The organism is Halomonas sp. GXIMD04776, from assembly GCF_049808615.1.
Taxonomy (GTDB): Bacteria; Pseudomonadota; Gammaproteobacteria; order Pseudomonadales; family Halomonadaceae; genus Modicisalibacter.
The window spans coordinates 38,705-61,604 of sequence record NZ_JBNCAN010000027.1; the positions used below are offsets into that span (position 1 = coordinate 38,705).

Consider the following 22,900-nt stretch of genomic DNA (forward strand, 5'->3'; position numbering starts at 1 on the left):
TCGTTTCCTTCTTGTCTTGCGCCCTGGGGTTACCGTCAAACCGGTAACAGGACGTTCAACGCCTGGTGCGTTTGAGTGATATCGGCCCGTTCATCGATGCGCTGTTGCAGAAATTGCTCCAGCTTGGGTTGCATCATCACGGCCTGGTCGAGTTGTGGATCATGCCCCGGCGTATAGGCGCCGACGCTGATCAAATCCTGGTTGCGCTGGTAGCGCGACATCATCTGTTTGAAGCGCTGGGATTGGCGCTGTTGTTCGTTGCTGACGATGGCGGTCATGGCGCGGCTGATCGAGGCTTCGATATCGATGGCCGGGTAGTGGCCACTCTCCGCCAGGGAGCGGGAGAGCACGATGTGGCCATCGAGAATCGCCCGGGCGGAATCCGCGATCGGATCCTGCTGATCGTCGCCTTCCGTGAGCACCGTGTAGAAAGCAGTGATCGATCCGCCGCCCTTCATGCCGTTGCCGGCGCGCTCCACCAGACCGGGGAGCTTGGCGAATACCGAGGGTGGATAGCCCTTGGTGGCCGGCGGCTCTCCGATGGCCAAGGCAATCTCACGCTGCGCCATGGCGTAACGGGTCAGAGAATCCATGATCAGCAGTACATCTTGCCCGGCATCCCGAAATCCCTCCGCCAGTCGGGTGGCATAGGCGGCACCCTGCAAGCGCTGCAGCGGTGAGGTATCCGCCGGCGCGGCGACGACCACAGCGCGGCGACGCCCCTCGGCACCCAGGATGTTGTTGATGAAATCCTGCACCTCGCGACCGCGTTCGCCGATCAGCCCGACCACGATCACATCCGCTTTGGTGTAGCGTGCCATCATGCCCAGCAGGACCGATTTACCCACTCCGGAGCCGGCGAACAAGCCCATACGCTGTCCACGACCAACACTCAATAAACCATTGATGGCGCGAATACCCACATCGATTTGTGTCTCGATGGGGGCGCGAGCCATGGGATTGAGCGGGGTGGCCGCCAGCGGTGCGTGAGGCGCATCCGTAAGCGGCTCCAGGCCGTCCAGCGGCCGGCCATTGCCATCCACCACGCGACCCAGCAGGCTTTCGCCCAGGGGGAAGCGTCGTGCACTATTGCCCTGACCACCTTCGCCAAGCGGAAATACCCGAGCGCCGGGGAGCAGCCCGCTGATTTCTTCCAGCGGCATCAAAAACAGCTTTTCCCCAGAGAAACCGACCACTTCCGCTTCCGCAAAGCGTTCGCTATCAAGCGCTGCGGCTGTCGTTGAAGAAGGCGGCGAGATCTCGATACGACAGGCGCTACCCAGGGGCACCCGCAAGCCGATCGCTTCGAGGACCAGGCCGGTCGCCCGCACGATACGGCCACTTGCGCGATAAGAGGGGGTGCCCTGTACGCGGCGCTGGACACCCGCTAAGGCATCCTGCCAATGGCGCTGATGCGCATTGACGGACTCCACGGCGGCGCTCATGAGGAGCCTCCCGGTATATTGTCGCTGTTATGACGACGACGCACCTTGCCGGCGATGGCCTCCCAGCGGGACTCGAAGGTGGCATCGAGCTCGCCACTGGCGCTGGTGGCGCGACAGCCGCCGCGGGTAATCAGGTCGTCCGGTTGAAGCTGCCAGCCCGCCGCTTCGAATTCGGCGCCCAGTTGCGTCTTGACCAGCAGCAGGTCTTCCGGGTGTAACCAGAGGCGAGGGCGACCGGAAAGCGCCGGTTCCACGTGCAGCAATTCACGCACGATGGCCAGCACCTGTTCCGGCTGCGCTTCAAGTGCTTCGCCGGCGAGCTGACGTCCAGCGGTCAGGGCAAGATCCGCCAGGCGTTCGGCGATTTCGTCATCGAGACCGGCTAGGGCGTTTTGAAACTGCTCGGCCAAGGAAAGCAGGGGGTCAAGCGTTTGTTGGGTTTGGCGCTGAAGCTCCTCTTCGCCCGCCACGCGGCCTTCGCTCACGCCCTGCTCGAAGCCGGCCTGCTTCCCCTGTTTGAAGCCTTCCGCATAGGCGGCGTCATAAGCTTCCTGACGTGCCTTCTTGCGTTCCGCTTCGAGTTCGGCGCTGCGCCGCAGTGCCTGCTGACGAATGGCGTCCTGGCGCGAACGTTCGCGGTTAGGCTCCGCGCATTCCGTCAGGTCCAGCTCATCCATCTGCCAGCGGCGCCAGTCACCCTTGTCCTGTCCTGGCAAGTTCGCCCAGTTAGACATAGCTGTCGTCTCCACCGCTCAGCACGATCTCGCCGTTTTCGGCCAGGCGCCGCACCACCTGCAGGATCGCTTTCTGCTCGTTCTCGACCTGGGAGACGCGAATCGGGCCGCGCGCCTCGAGGTCCTCGGTGAGCAACTGGGCAGCACGCTGAGACATGTTGGAGGTGAACTTCTCGACCAGTTCGTTGGGCGCACCCTTGAGCGCCACCACCAGGGAATTGGTGTCGATCTCCTTGAGAATGAGCTGGATACCGCGACTGTCGATATCGACGATATTCTCGAACAGGAACATCTCGTCGATGATCTTCTGTGCCAGCTCCTCGCTGTGAGCGCGCACGTTCTCGATGATGGCCTCTTCCTGAGCCGTGTTCATCAGGTTGAGGATCTCCGCTGCGGTTCTTGCGCCACCCATCTTGCTGCGCTTGAGATTCTGGCCGTCGAGCATGCCGCCGAGTACTTCCGTCAGTTCCTGCAGGGCCGCGGGTTGCACACCGCTGAAGGTCGCGATCCGCAGCACCACATCGTTACGTTGCTTTTCATTGAACAGCTCGAGGATGTCGGCGGCCTGATGACGCTCCAGATGCACCAGGATGGTGGCAATGATCTGCGGATGCTCGTCGCGAATCAGCTCCGCCACCATCGATGGCTCAAGCATATTAAGCGAATCGATGCCCGAGTTGGCCCCCTTGGCATCGAGGATGTCCTCGATCAGGCTCGAGGCACGCTCATTGCCCAGTGCCTTGGTCAACACCGCACGAATGTGCTCGCTGGTATGCAGGTTAAGCGCGGCGAACTGCTCGGCCTCGTCATGAAACTCATCGAGTACCTGGCGCATCTCTTCATGAGAGATTTGGTTGAGCTGAGCCATCTCCATGCCCAGCGCTTCGACGTCCTTGGCCGATAGATACTTGAATATTTCCGCAGCGCTGTCTTCATCCAGGGACAGCAACAGAATGGCGCTGCGACGGGCGCCGGTCATCTTAGTCATGTTCTTTCATCCAGCCTTTGACGACGAGAGCGACCATGCGCGGATCTTCCTGGGCCATCTCCCGCGCTGCCTTGAGGTTCTGTTCGTAGGCCGAGGCGCCACGGCGGCGAGGACGGGGTTGCGGCATCTCATCCTCGAATTTGTTATCTGCGGTTCTATTGGAAGATGAGTCCATGACCATTCCCGGACTCGCCTGCGCTGGAGCAGGGAGTGCCTGGCTATGACGCTTGACCAAGGGGCGTAGCACCATGAACCACAGGAACAGCGCAGCCAAGGCGACCAGCAGGTAACGCCCCAGGGTCATGGCCAGATTGATGGCTTGAGCGGTCTGCCACCAGGGCAGAGGCTCCAGGGTATCGTCGCGCTGAGCAAAGCTTGAGTTGACCACTTCGATAGCGTCGCCCCGAGCCTCGGAGAAGCCCATGGCCTGTCGCACCAGCCGCTTGATCTGAGCCAGTTCGTTATCGTTCAACGGCTCGCGAACGGTTTGACCTTCTTCGTTGATGCCGTCGCGATAGTTGACCACCACGGCAACCGAAAGGCGCTCGACACGACCGCGACGATACTGAATGTGCTCGACGCTGCGATCGACTTCGTAGTTGACCACATCGTCACGATCCATGCGGCTAGGCGGCTTGTTTTTATTGGTTTGATCGACATTGCCTTCGTCGTCTTCGGTCGTTTCAGCCCCCTGATCGATGGGTGAGGCAACGGTACCTGGCGGGGTGTTGGTCAAGGCGCCGGGAATACCGCGGCCCAGGTCATCACCACCGGTATAGGATTCACTGACCTGACGGCTACGCACCGCCGCTTCGTTCGGGGGCTGATTGGGACTGTAGCGTTCCGCGGTCTGCTCCCGGGAGGCGAAATCGATCTGGGCAGCGACCTGAGCGCGCACATTGTCAGGGCCGAGGATGGGGGAAAGAATGCGTTCGATGCGCTGCTGATAGGAGCGTTCGACTTCCTGGATATAACTCAGCTGGGTGCCATCGAGATCGCCCAGGCTGCTGCCGCTGCGTGAGAGCAGGCGCCCGTTCTGATCGACCACGGTGACCGCCTCTGAAGCAAGCTCCGGCACGCTGCTGGCGACCATGTGCACGATGGCATTGATCTGACCATCACCTAGCACGCGACCAGGCTCCAGGGTCAATACCACGGAGGCCTTGGCGGGTTCGCGCTCCCGCACGAACACCGACGACTTGGCCATGGCCAGATGAACGCGAGCCTGAGCGACCGGGCCCAGGGCCTCCATCGAACGAATGAGTTCGCCTTCCAGGCCGCGTTGATAATTGAGTTGCTCGGTGAACTGGCTGACACCAAAGGCCTGGTCGTCCATCAGCTCGAAACCGACATTGCCACCCTGAGGGAGCCCCTGTTCGGCCAATTGCAGACGCAGCGTATGTACCTGATCCCCGGGTACCAGCAAGGCGCTACCGCCGTCATTGAAACGATAGGGAATGCCTCGGCTGTCCAGCTCGCTGATAATGCGACCGCCATCCGCATCGGTCAGATTGCTGTACAGCACTCGATAGTCAGGGGTAGTGGCCCACAACAACAACGCCGCAAGAATGGCAATGGCGGCCGCTCCTGCAATCAGCAGGGGAACCATCGAGCTGCTGCGCAGTTTCGACAAAAGATTCGATGCCGATGACGCCTTGGCATCCGATGCGTTGCGGCTGCCCTGAGGCGAAGTCGATTGAGTGGCCGAAGCAGCGTCGGTCATGCGCGCCTCCCGGCGTTGAAGATAATGCCCGCTAAGGCGATGTTGTGGGTGTCGGCCCGGTAGCCGCGGGTCAGTCCAGATAGCATGATGATGTCCGGCTCCAGCATCCGTCTCGATTCGGCGTTCGGGGTGGTGTTATACGCTAGCCCTGAACGGTCGGGTGATGGAGGTCATTATCCGCATCGAAGGCAAGGCTAAAGGCAGGAAAAGGACGCGTTTTTTAGTTCATTTGCATGCATGAGGTGCGGTAAAGGGTTGATAGGCTTGCCATCACTATCAATCCGTTCAGGAGTTCCTCATGAGTGCACCGGCCATTCAAGCGGCGCTGAGTCAAATGCAGAGTCTGGCGACCCAAGCCAGCGGTCAGGCCGCCAAGGGGCAGCAGTTATCCACGATGGTGGGCCAGGGTGGTTTTGCGGGTGAGCTGCAATCCTCGATACAGCGCATCAACCGGCTGCAGCAGACCGCCAACGCCAAGCTCGACGCCTTCCAGGCCGGCGACCCCGGCGTTGCGCTAAACGACGTGATGGTGGACATGCAAAAAGCCAGCGTTGGCTTTCAGATGGGCGTCCAGGTGCGAAACCGCCTGGTGACGGCCTACAAGGACATCATGAACATGCAGGTCTGAAATACGATTTCTTCTACTTATTTTTGTGCATACAATAAATATGAAATTATCCTTCGATGCACATGAGCGTGATCAGACTCTCAAAGCGAGAGGGCTTGATTTGGAGGATGCAACCGACGTCTTTTCGGGCCACCATTTCACCTTGCGAGACGCTCGTAAGGACTATGCCGAGATACGTTATATTACGGTAGGCATGATGCAAGCTCGCATGGTCATCATTGTGTGGACTCCTCGCGATGGGGCACGTCGCATCATTTCCATGAGGAAAGCCAATGAGCGCGAACAGAGAAAATGCCGATCACGACTGGATTGATCCAGACGATGCGCCGGAACTCGACGATGCCTTCTTCGAAGAGGCCGATGAGTATCGCGGCGATGCCTTGGTCAAACGCAGACGTCCGAAGGCCGATAAAGTAAAACAGCGCGTGACCATACGCCTGGACTCGGAGATCGTAGAATCATTCAAGTCACAAGGCGCTGGCTGGCAGAGTCGAATCAATCAGGCGCTCAAGGAATATCTTCAAGAGCACAATTGATTCACGACGATTGCATCAGGACGCTTGAACATGCAGGTCTAACCTCCAAGTTCACGCCTGAGGAACTCCATGGCCGCGTCCATGGCGCTGCCACGAGTCAGGAAGGTGGTGATATGGCCACGATAGCGTAGCAAGTAAAGCTCGCTATCAATTCCGGCCTCATTTAAAGCGGTATGAAAGTCCTTGGCGTGATCCACCGGCACCAGATCGTCCCAGGTGCCATGAAACAGGAAGAAAGGCGGAGCATCCGCGTTGATGTGTTTCATCGGCGACGCCTTGGCGTACTGCATGGGAACCTTCAGGCGGGGGCCGCCGAGGAACTTCACCACCAGGCGTCCATCATCGAACTTGAACAAGTTGCTCGGTGTGCCACCGGAGACCACCGCCGCCAGCTGCGAGGTGTCACCGCCATACGGCTCGTTCAACTCGCCCCCTTCGCTGGCCACCAGCGCCAATAGGCTCACCAGATGCGCCCCGGAGGAATAGCCCACGCCGGCGATACGGGAGGTATCCACGTCCCATTCATCCGCATGCGCATGAATCCAGGCCATGGCCTGTTGCAGGTCGTGAAGCTGGGCAGGGAACTTGTAGTCGGGGGCGAAACGATAGGTGACGTTGATCGCCACGATGCCGTTGCGGGCCAAGCGCTCGGCGATATCGGTCATATCGTCTCGAGAGCGCCCTTGCCAGCCACCGCCGTGTACGACCAAGGCAGCGGGTCGCTCAGTCACGCCGGGTGTGGCGGGTAAATAGACATCCGCCTGGATGGCTTCGGGCCAGTCATCCGGGGTGTAGGTCAGGTTTTTCAATACCTCGAAGGAGGTGGTTTGCGGAAGGGTAGCCGTTGATGGGGTCTCGGGTGCGTCCAAGTGAGTCGTACAGCCGCTCAGGATGAACAGCAGGGCGGGAAGCATCCATAGTGTGCGCATTGCCACTCTCTTGACAGGTGAAAAACGACGGGGCTGACATCATGGTAACAGTCCCGCCGAGTTTCAGAACCAGAAAGCCTTGAAGGGCGTCAGGTTTTTTTATTGCTGCCAAGCAGTGTCGGGCATCAATTCAGGCCCCGGTCTGGCCAGCAGATAGCCCTGGATCCGCCCACAACCATGGGCCTGAAGGAACTCAAGCTGTGCCTGGGTTTCGATACCCTCGGCGCAGACTTCCCGTCCGAATCCACTGCACAGGGTCAAAAGCGATTCGACGATGGCGCGATCTTCCGCGGAGTTGGGTAGTCCGGCGATGAAGGACTTGTCGATCTTGATCGTATCGAAGGGGAACTGCTTCAAATGCGATAGCGACGAGAATCCGGTACCGAAATCGTCCAAGGCAATACGCACTCCTCGATCATACAACCCAGCCAGTTGCTGGCCGATCCACTCCGGGGATTGAATGAGCGCGGTTTCGGTGATCTCGAGCTCCAATGCACTGGTGGACAACCCGCGCTGATGCAATGCCGACATTATGTGGGTTGCCAGATGATCGTCATCCATCAACTGGATGGCACTGATATTGATGCTGATGAAAAAGCCTTCGGAGAGCCGGTCCCGAGCCGCGACCAGCGCGTCCAGCGCCTGTTCGATGACCCATTTCCCGACCTCGATCATCATCCCGTTCTCTTCCAGAATCGGCACGAAAACATCGGGACCGATGGTGCCTAACTTCTCGTCTTTCCAGCGCAGAAGCACCTCCGCGCCGGTGGGTCGGGAAAGATCGGCCAGATGCCACTGGGGTTGAAAGTGCAGACGAAAATCACCACGGGCAAACGCGCCGGAGAGCCGCTGTTCGATATTCTGGTGTCGGCTGGCTTCCTTGAGCATGCCGCTCATGTATTGGCGTACCCGGTTGCGTCCGTGCCGCTTGGCTTGCACCTGAGCCGCATTGGCCCGACGCAACAGCTCGGCGGGTTTTATATAGCCGCCGGTGGTGGTAGCCAAGCCGATACTGATGGTCAACTGCAATTCACCGATCATCGGAAAGCGGTGTTGCTCCACGCGCTGACGTAAGCGGTCGGCTAGCTCGAGAACATGCTTGTCGCTGACCAGGTTGACACCGATAGCGAATTCGTCACCGCCCAGGCGTCCTATCAGCGCGTTGGAATAATCCATCAATGCTGAAGAAAAGACGCCAGCCAGCTCTCGCAGCACGTCATCCGCCATCGCCGTGCCATGGGCATCGTTGATCCGCTTGAAACGATCGACTCCACACACCAGCACCGCCTGACGGCGTGCCGTGGAATGACGCTTGGGAGCGTTTTTCGCCAGCGCTTTTAGAAAACCCGCGCGATTGAGCTGGCGGGTCAAGGCGTCATGATGAGTGATCCATTCAATCTCGCGTTGCGCTTCCAGGGACTCGCGCAGATCCCGAGCAACGATGACGACGTTGTAGTGACCGGAATCCTTGTATTTGATCCGTTGTATCGTTGCCCGCACCGGGAGAACTTCGCCATCGCGACAGCGAAGATGGGTATTCAAGCGTACCGATTGATCGTCCTCTTCCAGCATGGCGAGCTGCCCGGTCGGGGCCGTGTCGTTGAAACAATCGATCAGCTGGTCGGGGGACAGCGTCTTTATTTCTTCATTGCTGTAGCCGAGTTGATCGAGCCCGCCCTGATTGCAATAGGTAAAGCGTTGGGACTGCTCCTCGAAGATGAGAATCAGGTCCAGGGTGGCATCCAGGGTGGCACGAAACTCTTCCAGGGTGGCGTAGAGGGCGCCTTTTGCCTGTTCTTCGTGCAGTGACTCGAGTAGACGGCTGCCGATACTCATCAAGGGTTTCAGCAGGCGTTGTGCACGGGCGAGGTTGAAGCCATCCTTGCGATTGGCGATCAGTATCAGGCCCCGGTTTTCACCTCCCACCACGAACGGAACCAGCAACGCATTATGCAGCGGTGGATGATTGTCCGGGAGCGCATTCGGTGAAATGTCGGCGAAATCATGATCGTTGTACACCTGAATTTCCGGTCGCAGAAAGCGATCGTTCATCAGGGCATTCATACGATCGAGGCTCAGCCTGCGGCCGCCACGAATGAAGAACGCATGCATCTTTTCAGTCACATCGCCCAGGGACATGCCAAGCACGTCGAGTACCAGGGCATCATCTTCTTTCGTGATTTCACCCACCAGACCGTATTGGCATTGGGTCAAGCGCAGAAGATCGTCGAGCAGCTCGAGCAAGATCAGCTTCGGCGGGGCGCCGGCCCGATGGCGTTGTTCCGAGCGGGCAATGAGCGCTTCGATCGTGCGTTCAAGCGTGGCCTCACTGTCAGGCATTTCATTCAAGTGGGTTGCCCGTCGTCCATGGGCGATCTCGAGAGTAATCAGATCGGCAAGGTTATGCAGTGTTTCCAGTTCTTTAGGTGTGATGCTGCGGGGCTCGCAGCCGATGATGCACAGTGTCCCCAACGGGCTGTCGCCAAGACCGTAGACGGGAACGCCCGCATAAAAACGAATATAAGGAGCACCCGTCACCAGGGGGTTATCGCAAAAGCGTGAATCTTGGCGTGCATCCTCCACGATGATCGGCTCATTCGCTTCGATCACGTAGGCGCAGAAGGCGTGTTCTACCGGGGTTTCGCGTACGGTGATGCCCTGAGCCGACTTGAACCATTGGCGCTTGTCGTCCACCAGGCTGACAAGGGCGATGGGCACCTCGAAGAGACGACAGGCCAGGCGCGTCAGAACATCGAAGCGCTGCTCCGAGGAGGTGTCCAACAGTCGTGTCGATTCAAGCGCCTCCAAGCGCACGGTGTCCTTGATTCTCGATCGTTGCTGGCTTGGGGAGCAACTGACGCAGTGATTCATTGTTTTGATCGGCCTCGAGGCATTCATGGGGCAATACCGATAACACTGGATATGCCGTTTATCCGCTATTATCGGCAGCCATCTCGCGAACCTTTAGATATAAGAAATTAATCTAATATACGTGTGCTGATGCTAAACTTCGAGCGTGATCAGATGGCCCTGCAACTGCTCGAGAGAATCAGCGATACGCAATACTTCCTCGCTGGGCATCTGACGAATCACCTCGCCGCTTAGGCGGTCGATGATACGCGTTACCACGCGCCCCTCCTGGCGCTGCAGATCGAACTCGATGCCATAGCTGCGCATCACATCGTTGATCCGCTGCACGGGTTCCAGCAGCTCCTCAAAGCTCGTCGAATCAACGCCGCCGGCAATCCCTGTGGATGACGCGTCTCCCTCGGCGGCGGGGAGCTGTATCAGAGCTTTGTCAGAACGCTGACGCGATAGCAGATCGCTGACGGAAGGCGCTTGTGCAACGAAATTGAGATCATGAATGGAGGGTGTCATGGCGTATTCCGATACGTAGTGGTGGCTAGGGTCAGGCAATGACCTCTACCTGACTGTTACCAATATCATCATCGACCCCGATGCTCAGGAGCAGGGTGTGCTGATAGCCCAATTGCGTCTTGTAGGCCTTCAGCTTCTTGATGTCCTGGTGGATGCTGAAGCGATTGGTGCTCTTGGCAATCTCGATGGCCGCCAGATTTTCCGCGGTGCCGCGTCGATGAACGACGATATCCGGGAAAATCGTGCGCGCCTCGGTCGCCGCGGACGTGGTGCCAGTGACGACCTGCTTCATATAGTGGCAGGGGGTCTCCCAGCAGTTGTATTCACAGTCCACGTTCCACTCGGGCAACAGCGCCTGAAGATGCAGCGCCAGGCGAAAGGAGATCGCCCGCTCGTTGGCACCCCGCTTGAGAAGGAAGCGATCCTGCTCGATCAGGGTTTGCAACGCCTGATCAAGAGTTTTCAGAAATGTGCTGTCCGATGTGGTCTTCAAGACATGTAAGTGGCTCATCGGTTTTCCCTGCTTGCCGAGTGGATGTGCAACTGTTGAAAGGTATCTTGAAAGAGATATCGGCAAGGGGATAAAAAGCTTGACTATTGGGGGTTATTTCGATTTGCCACTCAGCGTCAGGCTGACAAGATTGAGCAAGTGGACCAACTTAAATGCGCTTGAGTACTTGTTTTTGTACCAGTACAATGAACTGTACAATTACATCGAGGTGTAAACATATGGATACTTTGAGCTACTCGGCTTTCCGCGCTCAGCTGGCCAGCATCCTGGACAAGGTCAACGACGATCATGTGCCAATCTTGATCACCCGTCAGAATGGCAAGCCTGCCATCGTGATGTCGGTGGAGGATTTCAAATCCTACGAAGAAACTGCCTATTTGATGGCAAGTCCCAAGAACGCCGAGCGGTTGAATCAGGCTATTGCTGAAGTCGAAGCCGGTCAGACGGTCCAGCATGAGCTGATTGAAAAGTGATGCTGACCTGGGCCGAGAAGGCGTGGGAGGATTATCTTTACTGGCAAGCCAAGGATAAAAAGACGCTGAAGCGGATCAACACGCTTATAAAGGACATACAGCGACAGCCTTTCAACGGCCTCGGTGATCCCGAGCCGTTGAAGTACAACTGGGCCGGCTATTGGTCAAGACGCATCGATCGCGAGCATCGTCTCGTCTATGGACAGACCGATCAGGCGATTATCATCGTGCAGTGTCGGTATCATTATTGAACCAAGCTGCAAAAGATGGCTATTCGAGAAACACTTCTACTGGCACCTCGAATCGCGTCGAAAGTGCTCGGATGTGGCGTAGGTTGAGTTGACGCTTGCCGCTGAGAATCTCCGAGACCACCGATTGCGTACCAACTTCAGGCAGGCTTGATTGATCAAGGCCATGCTCCTGCATTAGATAGCGCAGCGCCTGAACACCGCTTACCTCCGGCATTGGCCGATGAGCGTGATCATAAGCTTCTAGCAGGTCGCCCATATGAGATGCCAGGCTTGCCAGCGGATGGTGTTCATCATCGCCCACTAGCACCAGCACCTCATCAAGCGCTTCGACCAAGGCATCGTAATCTGCCTCTGACGATGGTTTATCAAGCAAAGGCGCAACAAAGTGCCAATGTGCTACGGCTTGTTGGATCAACGCACTCATGGGTTATTCCTTCCATTTGCCCTTATCATATTCAGCATGGTCAAGGACGTGCTGAAGGTAGACTTTCTTGAAACGATAATGGACGACGGCTATCAGACGCAGTTTGTTGCCGTCGATGTCGAATACATGCTGATGGCCGACCTTGTCGGTTGCTGGAAACAGCGCCTTCATCTCTGCGAAGCTACTGGGCTCGCTGACTTTGATAAGGCGATACCAGGCATCTAGAGCAGACGCAGATTGCGGCCACCTTACCTTGGCCTCCCAAATTCGTTTCTGTGTGGTGATATGCATACTGTTCTTATATCGCATTTCGCGATAAGGAGTGTAACGCAATCTTACCAGATATCGCAAATTGCGATGTCGTGTTGTGGCTAGTCTGACAATTTCCGACGGGCTACTTTCGTTTTGAAGAGGGTGATGCTTACGACGTCGAAGTATGCGATTACCACTGAGTAAGGTGACAACGATGGCTATTCCTAATACTGCGGGTATGCAGCGCAAGCCGACTCATCCTGGCGAGACGTTGAGAGAGGACTTTATTCCGGACTATGACTTGACCTCCACGCGGCTGGCTGAACCCCTGGGGGTGTCGCGCCAGTCCCTGAGAGAGTTATTACGTTGTAAGACCCCGGATGATAGATCAAGCCATCGTCATCGTGCAGTGTCGGTATTACTGACGCGGCGAAGTCTCTTCAACTAGAAACGGAAACAGGCCGCCTTTCGGCAGCCCGATGGAGGCACGCTGGATCAAGCCAAATCAAATCTACATGAAACGCCGAAGAATCTTTATTCCTCGCCAGTGCCATTGCAGTCGTCGCAATCGACGACGCCTAGGCCATCGCAATTCGAGCACTCGTCGGATGTCAGGGTTCCCTCGCCTTCACAACGGTTACACTCCCGTAGCTTTTCCGCTTCGGGATCGACTATCCAGCCGTCGCCATCGCAGTCGGGGCATCCCACCTCAAGCAAGCCACCTTTGCATGTAGGGCAGCGCACGTCACCCTCGCCATTACAATATCTGCACTTCATGGACATGCCTTAATAAATTCTCAAACAGGAAAAGGGCCGGCCTAAGCCGACCCTCACTTTTACCGCTATGCTTTGAATTAACCCAGCAGTGACAGTACGGACTGCGGCAGCTGGTTGGCCTGTGCGAGGACGGAGGTACCGGCCTGCTGCAGGATCTGGCTGCGAGTCATGTTGGCCACTTCAGTCGCGTAGTCGGCATCTTCGATGCGTGAACGAGCGGCAGAGAGGTTGGTCTCGTTAGTGCTCAAGTTGGTGATGGCAGACTCGAAGCGGTTCTGCGAGGCACCCAAGGCAGAGCGGAACTCGTCAACTTGCTTCAGTGCACTGTCAAGAGTTGCCAGCGGATCGTTGCTGCTGGCACCAGTGAACTCTGCAGTTGGAGTTGCGCCGCTAAGAGCAATAGTAGTACCTGTCTGATCATCATCGGTGCCCGTTGCGCCGCCGTTAGCCAACGCAGAGGCTGCTACGGAATAATTTCCGCCTTGAATCTCCACATAGCCTGTGGCAGCACCACTAGCATTCGCACCTACTTTAACGAGCTGGTCTGCAAGAGTAACAGGACCGGTCACGCCATTATCAGTATCCGAGAAGTCGACATCTGCAACGTTCAGCGAAACAGCGCCAGTCGCATCGTCGACAGAAGCTGCGTAGTAGTCATCACCAGATTTTACAACGAAATTACCGGTGGCATTGCCATTTGCATCCTGAACGTTGCGCAGTGACAACGTGGAGGCATCGACGCCGAGAGTGGTAGCGGCGGTGCTGAGGTTAACGTCTGCCGGCGTACCACCGCCGTTGGTGACCTGAGTGATCGCTTCGCTAGTATTTAGAGTGTTAGCCGCGACAGAAAAACCATCCATGCCCAGGGTAGAAGAGTTGATAGCCTTCAGGGCGACAGAAATGCTCTCACCGTCGTTGGCGCCAACCTGAATGCCGATGTTTTGGTCGCTAGCCAGCACCTTCACACCGTTAAAGTTGGTTTCACTTGAAATACGGTCGATTTCTGTCAGACGCTGACCGATCTCGTCCTGAATGGACTGAAGGTCGTCGGCGGAGTTAGTGCCATTCTGAGCCTGAACGGTCAGCTCACGAACACGCTGCAGGTTGTCGTTGACCTGGTTCAGGGCGCCTTCTGCGGTCTGAGCGATGGAGATACCGTCGTTGGCGTTACGCTGTGCCTGGGACAGGCCGGTGATCTGGCTGGTCATGCGGTTGGCGATGGCCTGGCCGGCGGCATCGTCCTTGGCGCTGTTGATGCGCAGCCCGGAAGACAGACGCTCCATGGCGGTAGTCAGGTCGCCTTTGGATGAAGCCAGGTTCTGCTGAGAGATCATCGAAGTGATGTTGGTATTGATAACTGACATGTTTATTTCCTTCCTATAGTAACCTGATTAGGTCTTGAGGGCTCCAGCGGTGAATCGGCGCTTTACTGGGTTCTGCCTCTCCTACCGCAACGGCGCCGTTGGCCGTTACCCTGTTTATCGTCGCCAGGGAAAATTGCTTTAGGCCTAAATGCGAAATTTTTTAGGGAAGGGCAATTTTTTGTAGAAAGACGCGGAAAAGAGTCAAGGCATGAACAGGCGGTGGTTTTGATGCCAGCTTGGTTTGTCGGGTTTTTTGCGGTCTCAGGTTATTGCTGGAAGCTTTTCGGGAGGACGTGGATCGCCACGCTCACTACGTCGCCAGGCAATGACAGCGAAGGATAATGAAATGGCTCATGATAACTGTCGCGAACCGAAGCACCGTGACAAGTTCCGCGCGCAAGTGGTGCGTCCGATCACGATCTGAGTGCCGAATACCCGAGCGCCGGGTTTCGCCGAGGAGTGTCGCCGCCAATCGCGGCTGGCCGCCGAGGCGGACAAGCAAGATCCTACGCTTGACGCGTTTCTGGATGCCGCCTTGATGAAAAACACTGCAAGACTGGCAGTCTACTTAAAATCATCTTGTCGACTATGCCAAAATAGGTATAATTTCCTTTATGAGTTCACAGCCAAAAAAATTAATGTGGATTGGGTCAGCTAAAAAAGACCTAATGGCCATGCCTAATGATGTGCAAGACGTATTCGGATTTGCCCTTCATCTGGCGCAGGTTGGTGAAAAGCACGATAAGGCTAAGCCTCTGAAGGGGTTTGGTGGAGCAGGAGTCTTGGAAGTGGTAGAGCGTGACAATGACGGCACATATCGGGCCGTCTATACCGTGAAGTATGGTGATGCGGTATATGTCTTGCACTGTTTCCAGAAAAAATCATCTAAAGGTATCGCTACACCAAAACCAGAGATGAACGTTATCCATGAGCGCCTAAAATCGGCGAAAGAACATGCCGAGGGAGGTGGAGAGTGACCATGATTGAAGAAGGAAGCACCAGCGTCTATACAGACCTAGGTTTTTCTAATGCTGATGAAATGCTGGTCAAAGCACAATTGGCAACGCAAATCCGTAACATCATCAGCGCTAACCAATGGACACAGACAGATGCCTGCAAGATCCTGGATCTGAGCCAGCCGAAGCTTTCCAATCTGCTAAATGGCAAGTTTCGCGGCATCAGTGAAACAAAGATGCTGGACTGTCTCACTCGTTTGGGACGAGACGTACAAATTGTCATTGGCTCCGATCGCCACACGGCAGCACGAGGACGTGTTTCGGTAATTGCAGGCTAACATGTAGTGACACAAGGGCCTGCGTGCCTTCTTCGAGACAAGGACGACCAAGGCGATTACGATCTGTGGCAGGCCGAACACCGCGCCCAGCCAACCATCGAGCGCTTTGACAAGTTAGCGCAAAAATAGCTCGAGACCTGACCTCCATCTAAATGGATCCATGTGATAGGGCGCCATATAGCGCTTTTTTGACGGGCTGATTGCAACTATCGACTGTATAAATGTCCTTGCTGGAAGCCTTCTGCGAGGCTGTAGATCGCCTGCTCAATGAAGAGGGGTTGTCATGAAAACCATGAAGATCGGCATCATGAACCGGGACGAGTTTCGCCGTCGCACGGTGGCAATCGCCAAAGGCGAATATCGTCCTGCTTTTGATGAGCCCAAGGTATGGTTCGAGAGTGTCGAATCCATGTCGCAGATGTTGAGTACGCGTAATCTGGAGTTGCTGCGGATAATAGGGGAACGTCAGCCGCAATCCCTTGGCGAGCTCTCGATCATCACTGGAAGAAAGAAAGAGAGTCTTAGCCGAACCATCAAGAGGATGAGCGAGTATGGGCTGGTGTCGATCAAGGAAGGGGCGCGCCATGCCAAGATTCCGGTACCCGTCGCGGATGGTTTTGAGGTTCGGTTGATGTGATGTGGAGGCTCAACAGCAGTAAACTTCCCTGATGCCCAGTATCGATGTGGTGATTGATCTTTCCGCCGAGCAGTGCCTGGCGCACTACGCGGGTGGCGCGCAGCACGTCTATGCCCGCAGCCAGGATGGGCGGCGGGTGGTGTTCCCCGCTCAGGCGCTGCGGCGCATCGTCGGGCGCGATGGCGTGCATGGCCTTTATCGGCTGAGTTTCACCAGTGATGGGAAGTTCGAATCGCTGGTGGCTTTGTCGAGCCGGTAGACGCAGTTTCTAGCGGATCTTGAGACGGCTCAACGTCTTGCAGCCGAGTGGAGGAAATCATGAGTGATCCACTTTATGCTTGCTTCTGTTCCAGGGTAATGCGGTAGCCCAGCGCACTGGCTAACTTCGCTATAGTGGCGAAGCTGGGGTTACCTTGTCCTGAAAGCGCTTTATAGACACCTTCACGGCTCATTTGAGTTTCCCGCGCGAGTTGGCTGATGTTGCGGGCCCGGGCTATATTCCCTAATGCCAGCGCGATCATAGTGGGGTCACCATCTTCTAGCGCAGCGTCGAGATATGCCTGTACATCGTGTTCGTCTCTTAGATAATCAGCTGTATCGTATCGACTGAAAGTCACGTTTTCTTCTACCATCATTCACTCCTCCATTTACGGGCAAGCTTTTTCGCTTTCGCAATGTCTTTGCTTTGCGTGCTCTTGTCGCCGCCGCAAAGCAGGATCACAACGATTGGCCCCTGTTGCATGAAGTAAACACGATAGCCAGGGCCATAGCTGATACGCAGTTCCGAAAGACCCTCACCGATAGGTTTGACACCACCTGCATTGCCAGCTTGCAGCCGATCAAGACGTTAAATGATGCGAGCGCGTACGTTGCGATCCTGCAATCCATTCAGCCACTTGGCGAAAACGTCTGATGTGATGATCTCTTTCATTTGCTTACTGTAGCTGACAGACAGATGTTGTCAACCACAGTAGTCATATAATGAACGAATGCTGATCAAGCAAACCGACCCCGTGCTGTTGCTGACCGAGAGAGTGATAAGCCGAACTCTGAAGGCGATCGAGGAAACCATGAACAATCAGCATGATCACAGCTATAAGCTGCTTTTCAGTGAGCCCAGGACCGTCCGCGACCTGCTGACGGGGTTCGTGCGAGAAGAGTGGGTCGAGCAGCTGGATCTTGATTCGTTGGAAAAGGTCAGTAGCACATTTGTCACCGATGGTCTGCGCGATCGAGAGGGCGATGTGATATGGCGTGTACGTTTCGGTGACGAGTGGCTTTACGTCTATCTGCTGATTGACAAATTCATCAGGAACGAATTTGGACGCACTTCAGTGCGCCCGCAGGGTGCGCGCCATGATGGTGCGCATCAATTCCAAAGCACCGTCGCTCCGTTCATGGCGCTGCGTATCATGACCTACGTGGGCCTGCTGTATCAGGATCTGGTCAGGCAGAAGAAGTTAACGCAGGAGGGCAAGCTACCCCCGGTGCTGCCCATTGTGCTCTTCAACGGGGAGAAACGCTGGAACGCGGCACTCAACGTCTCGGAGCTGGTCCAATCCACACCGGGTGGACTGGAACAGTACCGGCCGGATCTGCCTTACCTGCTGCTGGACGAGGGTGCGATTGTGGCCAGTGAGCAGTGGTCGGAAGAAGCCCGCAACGTGGTGTCGGCCATCTTTCGGCTGGAGCATCACCGTAGCCATCAGGATGCCATCGATCTGATTGGACTGCTGGTACAATGGTTACAAGCGCCGGAACAGACCCAGCTACGCCGGCACTTCGTCCTCTGGATCAAACGCGTGCTGCTCCCCAGCTGGGTACCGGATAACGAAGAAGCCGAGTGGCAGCATGACTTAAACCAACGAGCCTCCGCGATACACGGGGCGGTTCACATTGAGCGGGCAGGGGTGGTGTTCTACGAGCGATGATTAATTCGCGATTCTGGTCAGCGCAGTAGCCGAGCTTGTCTATATTCTGATGAGGCCCTGCCCGACTGTTGGTGCAATGACGCGCTGGAGAGATTCAGTGACGCTTTCTTCCTACTATCGTCACCATAGCCATTTCAGGTGCGGATAGGCCTGGATCCGACCATCAGCCGTGATGAGCAGTGCGTTAGACTCGCGAGCGAGCGCTACGATCAATCGATCCGCTGGATCTGCATGAAAACTGCCAGGTAGCCGGGTGGACTGCACTGCAACTCGAGGTGTGATGGAAACAAAGCTAACCACTTCAATGCTTGCAACCTTATCGAGCCATTCATCTACATCCATTGTCAGAGTAAGTCGTCCCTTTTCTATCAGCATGGCAATTTCCCAGGCAGAAATGGCGGAAACCAATATTTTCCCCTGCTGCGCCATCTCTTGTTCAATGACTTGCCGTGCCGCCGCAGAAAGCCTGCTATCGGCCGATACCCACCACACCAGCGCATGGGTGTCGAGCACGATCATGACAACGCTTCCCAACTTTCTTCATCCACCGGGTCGAAGGGCGCATCGTAACGCAGCACCGAATCAGCAAGTTCAGCCAAGGGTAACCGGGCTTCCGGAGCACGATACTTGCGAATGATCAGGCTAGGGCGACCATGATCCGTGATGATGACTTCACCATCACTGGCTTCCAGTTGACGAAAGATTTCCAGAGCATGAGCTTTGAATTTTGATTTAGATATTTCAGTTTTCATGATATCGCCTATGGTCATATGCCTATAGTCATATTATAGATATAAGCATACTTTTCAAGTGAGGTCACAGGTATCAGCGCAGCATCTGCTTCTAACGCTCGCCCACCAGCGCCGTCACGAAACGTTGCCGCCTTTCGCGATCACTCAGCGGTTGAGCGATCAAATGCACAAGCTTGGTCATTGCGGCTTCCGGGGTCATGGCGTCCCCAGAGAGTACGCCTGCATCGATGAGTCCTCGACCGGCAGCATAGGTGCCGATGGAAATTGATCCTTGGGGGCATTGGCTGATCGCAGCCAGCAGCTTGCCTTCACCGGTCGCCTGAGCGAGCACGTCAAGAATTTCCGGGTCTTCGGGGATGTTGCCGCTGCCCCAGACTTCGAGCAGCGCGCCCTGCACACTGTCATCGAGTAGCCAGGCCGCCAGCAGGCGTGCAGAGATGCCCGGCCAGAGGGTAATACGCACCACGGCGGAGCCATTCAGCGCTTTGTAATCCGGCAGTTCAAAACGTGGCAGGCCGCGCTGTTGAACATCCAGCCCGCGAATGGGGTAGAGCACTGCGCTGCCATCCACCAGCTCACCGAGCAGGGGATAATTGGGGCTGGCGAAGCCGTTGAACGCCTGGGTGTTCCACTTGCGGGTCCGCACGCCACGCATCAGCTTGCCGGCGAAACACACCGCCACTTCCTGTAATTCGGGTAGGGCGGCGAAGCGCAGCGCGGCCTCGACGTTGCCCAGGGCATCGCTGCCGTCTGCTTCCAAGGGCAACTGTGACCCGGTCACGACGACAGCGCGATCGATGCCTTGTAATTGGAAGGCAAGACTGGAGGCGGTCCAGGCCAGGGTGTCGGTGCCATGCAGTACTACGAAGCCGGCGTAGCGCTTGTGGGCATCTTCATAGCGCTCGGCGATATCCCGAGCCAGGCGCTGCCAGTCGGCGGGGGTTGCGGCGCTGGAGTCGATGGGGTCGGGATATTCCAGCACCTCGAATTCTGGAAGCGACGCCTGGCGTGCCGGGGAGAGTGTTTTCAATGCCGTACGCAGACGGGATTGGAAATTGTGCCCGGGTATCAAGCCGGTGTCGCCGGGCAGCATGCCCAGGGTGCCACCGGTGTAGATGACGAGGATGGGTGAGTTTGGCATTGGGTGTGCAAAATCCGTTTGGTGGCTGCCAGGTCGGCGATTTAGGTAATTAATTGAGGCTTAATGCTTCACAGCTCTCGGCTTTTTCCAGCCCGGTGATCGGCAAGGGCGCTATCAGCCAGCGACTCGAATTCTCCCGCTTCAACGTTCGCTTCCAGCTTGTCATCCCAGTTATCGGCGTCGTATCGAGCAAACCACTCGCGAAAATTCTGCAGCTTTTGTGACGATAGATTTTGAATTTTCTGCTTAATGGCTTTCACCCGATCCATAACCTATCTCCTTTCAGTATTATACGGGAGAAAGGGCTGTTTCTGTCTGCCTACGACATGCACCCCTATACCAAGGGGGCCGGCAAGGACCTCGGCCTGCACAGCCAGACCTTGCAGTGTGTTGCCGCCGAATACGTCACCCGTCGCAAGCAGTTCAAGAAGACTCGCCTACAGTGGCGCAAGTCCCGGGGCGTGCGTCGCTCTCTCGGCTGGGTGCCGGTCAATACCGGCGCAGCCAAGTGGAAAAATGGCCAGGTCTATCACAACGGCACCTACTTCAAGATCTGGGATAGCTACGGCCTGTCGAAATACAAGCTCCGTGCCGGTTCGCTCAACGAAGACAGCCGGGGCCGCTGGTACTTCAACGTGGCTGTCGAGGTGGACGTTCAGCCAACGCTTGGCCAAGGTGCCGTTGGCATCGACCTCGGTTTGAAAGACGTGGCGACCTGTAGCGATGGCGAAAAGCTGGAAAACAGCCGCTTCTACCGCCGCATGGAAGACAAGTTGGCGACAGCCCAGCGTGCTGGTAACAAGCGCCGGGTCAAGGCGATCCACGCCAAGATCAAGAACCGGCGCAAGGACGCGCAGCACAAGTTTTCCCGGAAACTAGTCAACCAATACGGCGAAATCGTCGTGGGCGATGTTTCCTTAACCAAACTCGCGAAGACCAAGATGGCCAAAAGCGTCTACGACGCCGGCTGGTCGCAATTGAAAACGATGCTGGAATATAAATGCGCTCACGCAGGCATCGTCTTCAAGGTAGTTCGCGAAACCAACACCACCCGCGCCTGTTCGTCTTGCGGCTCGCTTAGTGGGCCGCAGGGCGTCAACGGGTTGCGAGTAAGAGACTGGGAGTGCGGGGAGTGTGGTGTACTCCACGACCGGGACGTGAATGCGGCCCGGAATATCCTCAGTCTCGGGGCAGGACGTTGCCCTCAAGAAGTTGGAATCCCGTCCTTTAGGGCGGGGAGGACGTCAATCCAAGAGTGGTCAACGTCCACTCATCGCCTGGGGCAGATAGGTGGCGATCTCCGGGAAGATCGTGATGAGAACAACCCCCAGCCCCATCAGGAAGAAAAACGGCAGGGCAGCACGAGCAATACTGAGAATGTTCTTGCCGGTTAGGCCCTGCAGCACGAACAAATTAAAGCCCACTGGCGGCGTGATCTGGGACATCTCGACGACGATCACCAGGTAGATGCCGAACCAGATCAGATCGATGCCGGCGGCCTCGACCATGGGTAGCAGAATCGCGGTGGTCAGCACGACTACCGAGATGCCGTCCAGGAAACAGCCCAATAGTATGAAGAACACCGTCAGTGCCACCAGCAGCATATAAGGCGACAGGTTGAGCGAGGCGATCCAGGCCGCCAGATCACTGGGCAGGCCGGTGAAGCCCATCGCCGCAGTCAAAAACGACGCGCCGGCGAGGATGAAGGCGATCATGGTGGAGGTGCGCACCGCACCCAGGGTCGCCTCGACGAAGGTGCTCCATTGCATCACCCCCTGCCAGCGCGCCAGCAGCAGCGACAGGACGACGCCCACGGCGGCGGCTTCCGTGGGCGAGGCGAGTCCAGCGTAGATCGAGCCGATCACGCCGACGATCAATCCCAACAGCGGAATCAGGCGACGTGAGCGGCGAAACTTTTCGCCCAGCGAGGTGTGTTCATCCGCGGCGGGAACGCGATCCGGAAAGCGCCAGGACCACAGCATCAGATAGCCGGCGAACAGCGAGATCAACAGTACCCCAGGCAGAATACCGGCGATGAACAACCGCGCGATGGACTGATCTGTGGCCACGGCGTAGACGATCAGGATGATCGATGGCGGTATCAGCAGGCCCAGGGTGGCGGAACCGGCCAGGGTGCCGATCACCAGGCGCTCGTCGTAGCCGCGCCGGGTCAGCTCGGGAATCGCCATCTTGCCCATGGTGGCGCAGGTGGCCGCCGAAGAACCCGAAACCGCGGCGAACAGGCCGCAGCCGACCACGTTGGTATGCAGCAAGCGCCCGGGGATGCGCGTCATCCAGGGCGCCAGGCCGGAGAACATGTCCTCCGCCAGGCGCGAGCGAAACAGGATCTCGCCCATCCAGATGAACATCGGCAGGGCGGTCAGCTCCCAGCTGTAGCTGGCGCTCCAGATGTCCGAGGCCATCACGTCGCCGGCGGGAATCGAGGTGAACTGGCTGATGCCCAGCCAACCAAGGCCCATCAGCGAGAACGCCACCCAGACGCCACTGCCCAGCAATATAAGCAGGGCGACGAGCAATGTCAGAACAAGCGTCAGCATCACGGTTTTCCTAGGTCATTCATCTGGACTGGCGTCGTCGATATGAAACTCGCCTGGTTTGGTGGCGGCGATCACGGCGGTGGTGAGCCAGGCTTCGGTCAGGGCCAGGGTCAGCAGCAGGATTCCCAACAGCATGACGCTCTGTGGAATCCACAGCGGCACCGGTACCATGCC

Annotated in this window: 30 protein-coding genes and 1 pseudogene; 13 read left to right on the forward strand and 18 right to left on the reverse strand. The window is 56.8% G+C overall.

Annotated elements, in window-relative coordinates:
• Nucleotides 1-35: 35 nt before the first annotated feature.
• From fliI to fliF, 4 genes are read right to left on the reverse strand one after another with little or no spacing between them, the layout of a single operon-like run.
• Complete coding sequence (gene fliI / locus ACPF7Z_RS16620) at nt 36-1,445, reverse strand: flagellar protein export ATPase FliI (protein WP_425194374.1); 1,410 nt, start codon at nt 1,443-1,445, stop codon at nt 36-38.
• The gene (fliH, locus tag ACPF7Z_RS16625) at nt 1,442-2,179 is read right to left on the reverse strand and encodes a flagellar assembly protein FliH (RefSeq protein ID WP_425194375.1); all 738 of its coding nucleotides are present in this window, start codon (nt 2,177-2,179) and stop codon (nt 1,442-1,444) included. The genes fliI and fliH overlap by 4 nt, the downstream gene beginning before the upstream one ends.
• Nucleotides 2,172-3,167 (reverse strand): flagellar motor switch protein FliG, encoded by a 996-nt coding sequence (gene fliG / locus ACPF7Z_RS16630; RefSeq protein ID WP_425194376.1) that lies wholly within the window; start codon nt 3,165-3,167, stop codon nt 2,172-2,174. Before fliG ends, fliH begins: the two co-directional genes overlap by 8 nt.
• A complete protein-coding gene (gene fliF, locus ACPF7Z_RS16635; protein WP_425194377.1) occupies nt 3,160-4,890 on the reverse strand; it encodes a flagellar basal-body MS-ring/collar protein FliF in 1,731 nt (576 codons plus the stop codon). The genes fliG and fliF overlap by 8 nt, the downstream gene beginning before the upstream one ends.
• Before the next feature lie 298 nt (nt 4,891-5,188).
• Between fliF and fliE the strand changes: the two genes are divergently transcribed.
• The 3 genes from fliE to ACPF7Z_RS16650 are packed head-to-tail and all read left to right on the forward strand — an operon-like array spanning nt 5,189 to nt 6,054.
• Nucleotides 5,189-5,518: a flagellar hook-basal body complex protein FliE gene (gene fliE / locus ACPF7Z_RS16640; RefSeq protein ID WP_425194378.1), complete on the forward strand. Its 330-nt coding sequence runs from the start codon at nt 5,189-5,191 to the stop codon at nt 5,516-5,518.
• Nucleotides 5,519-5,558: 40 nt separating this feature from the next.
• The gene (locus ACPF7Z_RS16645; RefSeq protein WP_425194379.1) at nt 5,559-5,831 is read left to right on the forward strand and encodes a BrnT family toxin; all 273 of its coding nucleotides are present in this window, start codon (nt 5,559-5,561) and stop codon (nt 5,829-5,831) included.
• A complete protein-coding gene (locus ACPF7Z_RS16650; RefSeq protein ID WP_425194380.1) occupies nt 5,791-6,054 on the forward strand; it encodes a BrnA antitoxin family protein in 264 nt (87 codons plus the stop codon). The genes ACPF7Z_RS16645 and ACPF7Z_RS16650 overlap by 41 nt, the downstream gene beginning before the upstream one ends.
• A gap of 38 nt (nt 6,055-6,092) precedes the next feature.
• Here the strand turns inward: ACPF7Z_RS16650 and ACPF7Z_RS16655 are convergent, their stop codons facing one another.
• The 4 genes from ACPF7Z_RS16655 to ACPF7Z_RS16670 all read right to left on the reverse strand — a co-directional run bounded on the left by ACPF7Z_RS16655 (nt 6,093) and on the right by ACPF7Z_RS16670 (nt 10,872).
• The gene (locus ACPF7Z_RS16655) at nt 6,093-6,983 is read right to left on the reverse strand and encodes an alpha/beta hydrolase fold domain-containing protein (protein ID WP_425194381.1); all 891 of its coding nucleotides are present in this window, start codon (nt 6,981-6,983) and stop codon (nt 6,093-6,095) included.
• Nucleotides 6,984-7,082: 99 nt separating this feature from the next.
• On the reverse strand, nt 7,083-9,791 hold the full coding sequence (locus tag ACPF7Z_RS16660; RefSeq protein WP_425194382.1) for a sensor domain-containing phosphodiesterase: 2,709 nt from the start codon (nt 9,789-9,791) through the stop codon (nt 7,083-7,085).
• Between the two features lie 195 nt (nt 9,792-9,986).
• Nucleotides 9,987-10,361 carry a flagellar protein FlaG gene (locus ACPF7Z_RS16665; RefSeq protein ID WP_425194383.1) on the reverse strand — a complete coding sequence of 125 codons (375 nt, stop codon included), beginning with the start codon at nt 10,359-10,361 and terminating at the stop codon, nt 9,987-9,989.
• A 31-nt stretch (nt 10,362-10,392) separates the two neighbouring features.
• Nucleotides 10,393-10,872 (reverse strand): hypothetical protein, encoded by a 480-nt coding sequence (locus tag ACPF7Z_RS16670; protein WP_425194384.1) that lies wholly within the window; start codon nt 10,870-10,872, stop codon nt 10,393-10,395.
• Between the two features lie 218 nt (nt 10,873-11,090).
• On the opposite strand from ACPF7Z_RS16670, the gene ACPF7Z_RS16675 reads away from it, so the two are divergent.
• Nucleotides 11,091-11,345 (forward strand): type II toxin-antitoxin system Phd/YefM family antitoxin, encoded by a 255-nt coding sequence (locus tag ACPF7Z_RS16675; protein ID WP_425194385.1) that lies wholly within the window; start codon nt 11,091-11,093, stop codon nt 11,343-11,345.
• Complete coding sequence (locus tag ACPF7Z_RS16680; RefSeq protein WP_425194386.1) at nt 11,345-11,596, forward strand: Txe/YoeB family addiction module toxin; 252 nt, start codon at nt 11,345-11,347, stop codon at nt 11,594-11,596. The genes ACPF7Z_RS16675 and ACPF7Z_RS16680 overlap by 1 nt, the downstream gene beginning before the upstream one ends.
• 19 nt (nt 11,597-11,615) lie before the next feature.
• Here ACPF7Z_RS16680 and ACPF7Z_RS16685 read toward each other — a convergent pair whose 3' ends face one another.
• Nucleotides 11,616-12,020, reverse strand: a complete 405-nt coding sequence (locus ACPF7Z_RS16685) for a helix-turn-helix domain-containing protein (RefSeq protein ID WP_425194387.1) — start codon at nt 12,018-12,020, stop codon at nt 11,616-11,618.
• Between the two features lie 3 nt (nt 12,021-12,023).
• On the reverse strand, nt 12,024-12,311 hold the full coding sequence (locus ACPF7Z_RS16690) for a type II toxin-antitoxin system HigB family toxin (RefSeq protein ID WP_425194388.1): 288 nt from the start codon (nt 12,309-12,311) through the stop codon (nt 12,024-12,026).
• Between the two features lie 175 nt (nt 12,312-12,486).
• Between ACPF7Z_RS16690 and ACPF7Z_RS16695 the strand changes: the two genes are divergently transcribed.
• Entirely contained in the window at nt 12,487-12,720 is a 234-nt protein-coding gene (locus ACPF7Z_RS16695; RefSeq protein ID WP_425194389.1) for a helix-turn-helix transcriptional regulator, read from the forward strand.
• Nucleotides 12,721-13,126: 406 nt separating this feature from the next.
• Here the strand turns inward: ACPF7Z_RS16695 and ACPF7Z_RS16700 are convergent, their stop codons facing one another.
• The gene (locus ACPF7Z_RS16700; protein ID WP_425194390.1) at nt 13,127-14,413 is read right to left on the reverse strand and encodes a FliC/FljB family flagellin; all 1,287 of its coding nucleotides are present in this window, start codon (nt 14,411-14,413) and stop codon (nt 13,127-13,129) included.
• A gap of 424 nt (nt 14,414-14,837) precedes the next feature.
• On the opposite strand from ACPF7Z_RS16700, the gene ACPF7Z_RS16705 reads away from it, so the two are divergent.
• The 5 genes from ACPF7Z_RS16705 (at nt 14,838) to ACPF7Z_RS16725 (ending at nt 16,603) form a co-directional block, all read left to right on the forward strand.
• On the forward strand, nt 14,838-15,071 hold the full coding sequence (locus ACPF7Z_RS16705) for an antitoxin MazE-like protein (RefSeq protein ID WP_425194391.1): 234 nt from the start codon (nt 14,838-14,840) through the stop codon (nt 15,069-15,071).
• Nucleotides 15,028-15,390 carry a type II toxin-antitoxin system RelE/ParE family toxin gene (locus tag ACPF7Z_RS16710; RefSeq protein ID WP_425194392.1) on the forward strand — a complete coding sequence of 121 codons (363 nt, stop codon included), beginning with the start codon at nt 15,028-15,030 and terminating at the stop codon, nt 15,388-15,390. Before ACPF7Z_RS16705 ends, ACPF7Z_RS16710 begins: the two co-directional genes overlap by 44 nt.
• Before the next feature lie 2 nt (nt 15,391-15,392).
• The gene (locus tag ACPF7Z_RS16715) at nt 15,393-15,707 is read left to right on the forward strand and encodes a helix-turn-helix domain-containing protein (RefSeq protein ID WP_425194393.1); all 315 of its coding nucleotides are present in this window, start codon (nt 15,393-15,395) and stop codon (nt 15,705-15,707) included.
• A gap of 283 nt (nt 15,708-15,990) precedes the next feature.
• Nucleotides 15,991-16,344 carry a transcriptional regulator gene (locus ACPF7Z_RS16720; protein WP_425194394.1) on the forward strand — a complete coding sequence of 118 codons (354 nt, stop codon included), beginning with the start codon at nt 15,991-15,993 and terminating at the stop codon, nt 16,342-16,344.
• 31 nt (nt 16,345-16,375) lie between these two features.
• Entirely contained in the window at nt 16,376-16,603 is a 228-nt protein-coding gene (locus ACPF7Z_RS16725) for a DUF2835 family protein (RefSeq protein WP_425194395.1), read from the forward strand.
• Between the two features lie 73 nt (nt 16,604-16,676).
• Here the strand turns inward: ACPF7Z_RS16725 and ACPF7Z_RS16730 are convergent, their stop codons facing one another.
• The gene (locus ACPF7Z_RS16730; protein ID WP_425194396.1) at nt 16,677-16,979 is read right to left on the reverse strand and encodes an addiction module antidote protein; all 303 of its coding nucleotides are present in this window, start codon (nt 16,977-16,979) and stop codon (nt 16,677-16,679) included.
• The gene (locus ACPF7Z_RS16735) at nt 16,976-17,179 is read right to left on the reverse strand and encodes a type II toxin-antitoxin system RelE/ParE family toxin (protein ID WP_425194404.1); all 204 of its coding nucleotides are present in this window, start codon (nt 17,177-17,179) and stop codon (nt 16,976-16,978) included. Before ACPF7Z_RS16735 ends, ACPF7Z_RS16730 begins: the two co-directional genes overlap by 4 nt.
• Nucleotides 17,180-17,414: 235 nt before the next feature.
• Between ACPF7Z_RS16735 and ACPF7Z_RS16740 the strand changes: the two genes are divergently transcribed.
• The gene (locus ACPF7Z_RS16740) at nt 17,415-18,275 is read left to right on the forward strand and encodes an Rpn family recombination-promoting nuclease/putative transposase (protein ID WP_425194397.1); all 861 of its coding nucleotides are present in this window, start codon (nt 17,415-17,417) and stop codon (nt 18,273-18,275) included.
• Nucleotides 18,276-18,395: 120 nt separating this feature from the next.
• Here the strand turns inward: ACPF7Z_RS16740 and ACPF7Z_RS16745 are convergent, their stop codons facing one another.
• From ACPF7Z_RS16745 to ACPF7Z_RS16760, 4 genes are all read right to left on the reverse strand, one after another.
• Nucleotides 18,396-18,794, reverse strand: coding sequence for a type II toxin-antitoxin system VapC family toxin (locus ACPF7Z_RS16745; RefSeq protein ID WP_425194398.1), 399 nt, complete (start codon nt 18,792-18,794; stop codon nt 18,396-18,398).
• Nucleotides 18,791-19,027 (reverse strand): type II toxin-antitoxin system Phd/YefM family antitoxin, encoded by a 237-nt coding sequence (locus tag ACPF7Z_RS16750; RefSeq protein ID WP_425194399.1) that lies wholly within the window; start codon nt 19,025-19,027, stop codon nt 18,791-18,793. The genes ACPF7Z_RS16745 and ACPF7Z_RS16750 overlap by 4 nt, the downstream gene beginning before the upstream one ends.
• 91 nt (nt 19,028-19,118) lie before the next feature.
• The gene (locus tag ACPF7Z_RS16755) at nt 19,119-20,168 is read right to left on the reverse strand and encodes an asparaginase (protein ID WP_425194400.1); all 1,050 of its coding nucleotides are present in this window, start codon (nt 20,166-20,168) and stop codon (nt 19,119-19,121) included.
• 68 nt (nt 20,169-20,236) lie between these two features.
• The gene (locus ACPF7Z_RS16760) at nt 20,237-20,437 is read right to left on the reverse strand and encodes a hypothetical protein (RefSeq protein WP_425194401.1); all 201 of its coding nucleotides are present in this window, start codon (nt 20,435-20,437) and stop codon (nt 20,237-20,239) included.
• Between the two features lie 57 nt (nt 20,438-20,494).
• Here ACPF7Z_RS16760 and ACPF7Z_RS16765 point away from each other — a divergent pair.
• A pseudogene (locus ACPF7Z_RS16765) lies at nt 20,495-21,340 on the forward strand (RNA-guided endonuclease InsQ/TnpB family protein); the annotation flags it as partial.
• Between the two features lie 87 nt (nt 21,341-21,427).
• Here ACPF7Z_RS16765 and ACPF7Z_RS16770 read toward each other — a convergent pair.
• Entirely contained in the window at nt 21,428-22,726 is a 1,299-nt protein-coding gene (locus ACPF7Z_RS16770; protein ID WP_425194402.1) for a TRAP transporter large permease, read from the reverse strand.
• Nucleotides 22,727-22,900: the final 174 nt, after the last annotated feature.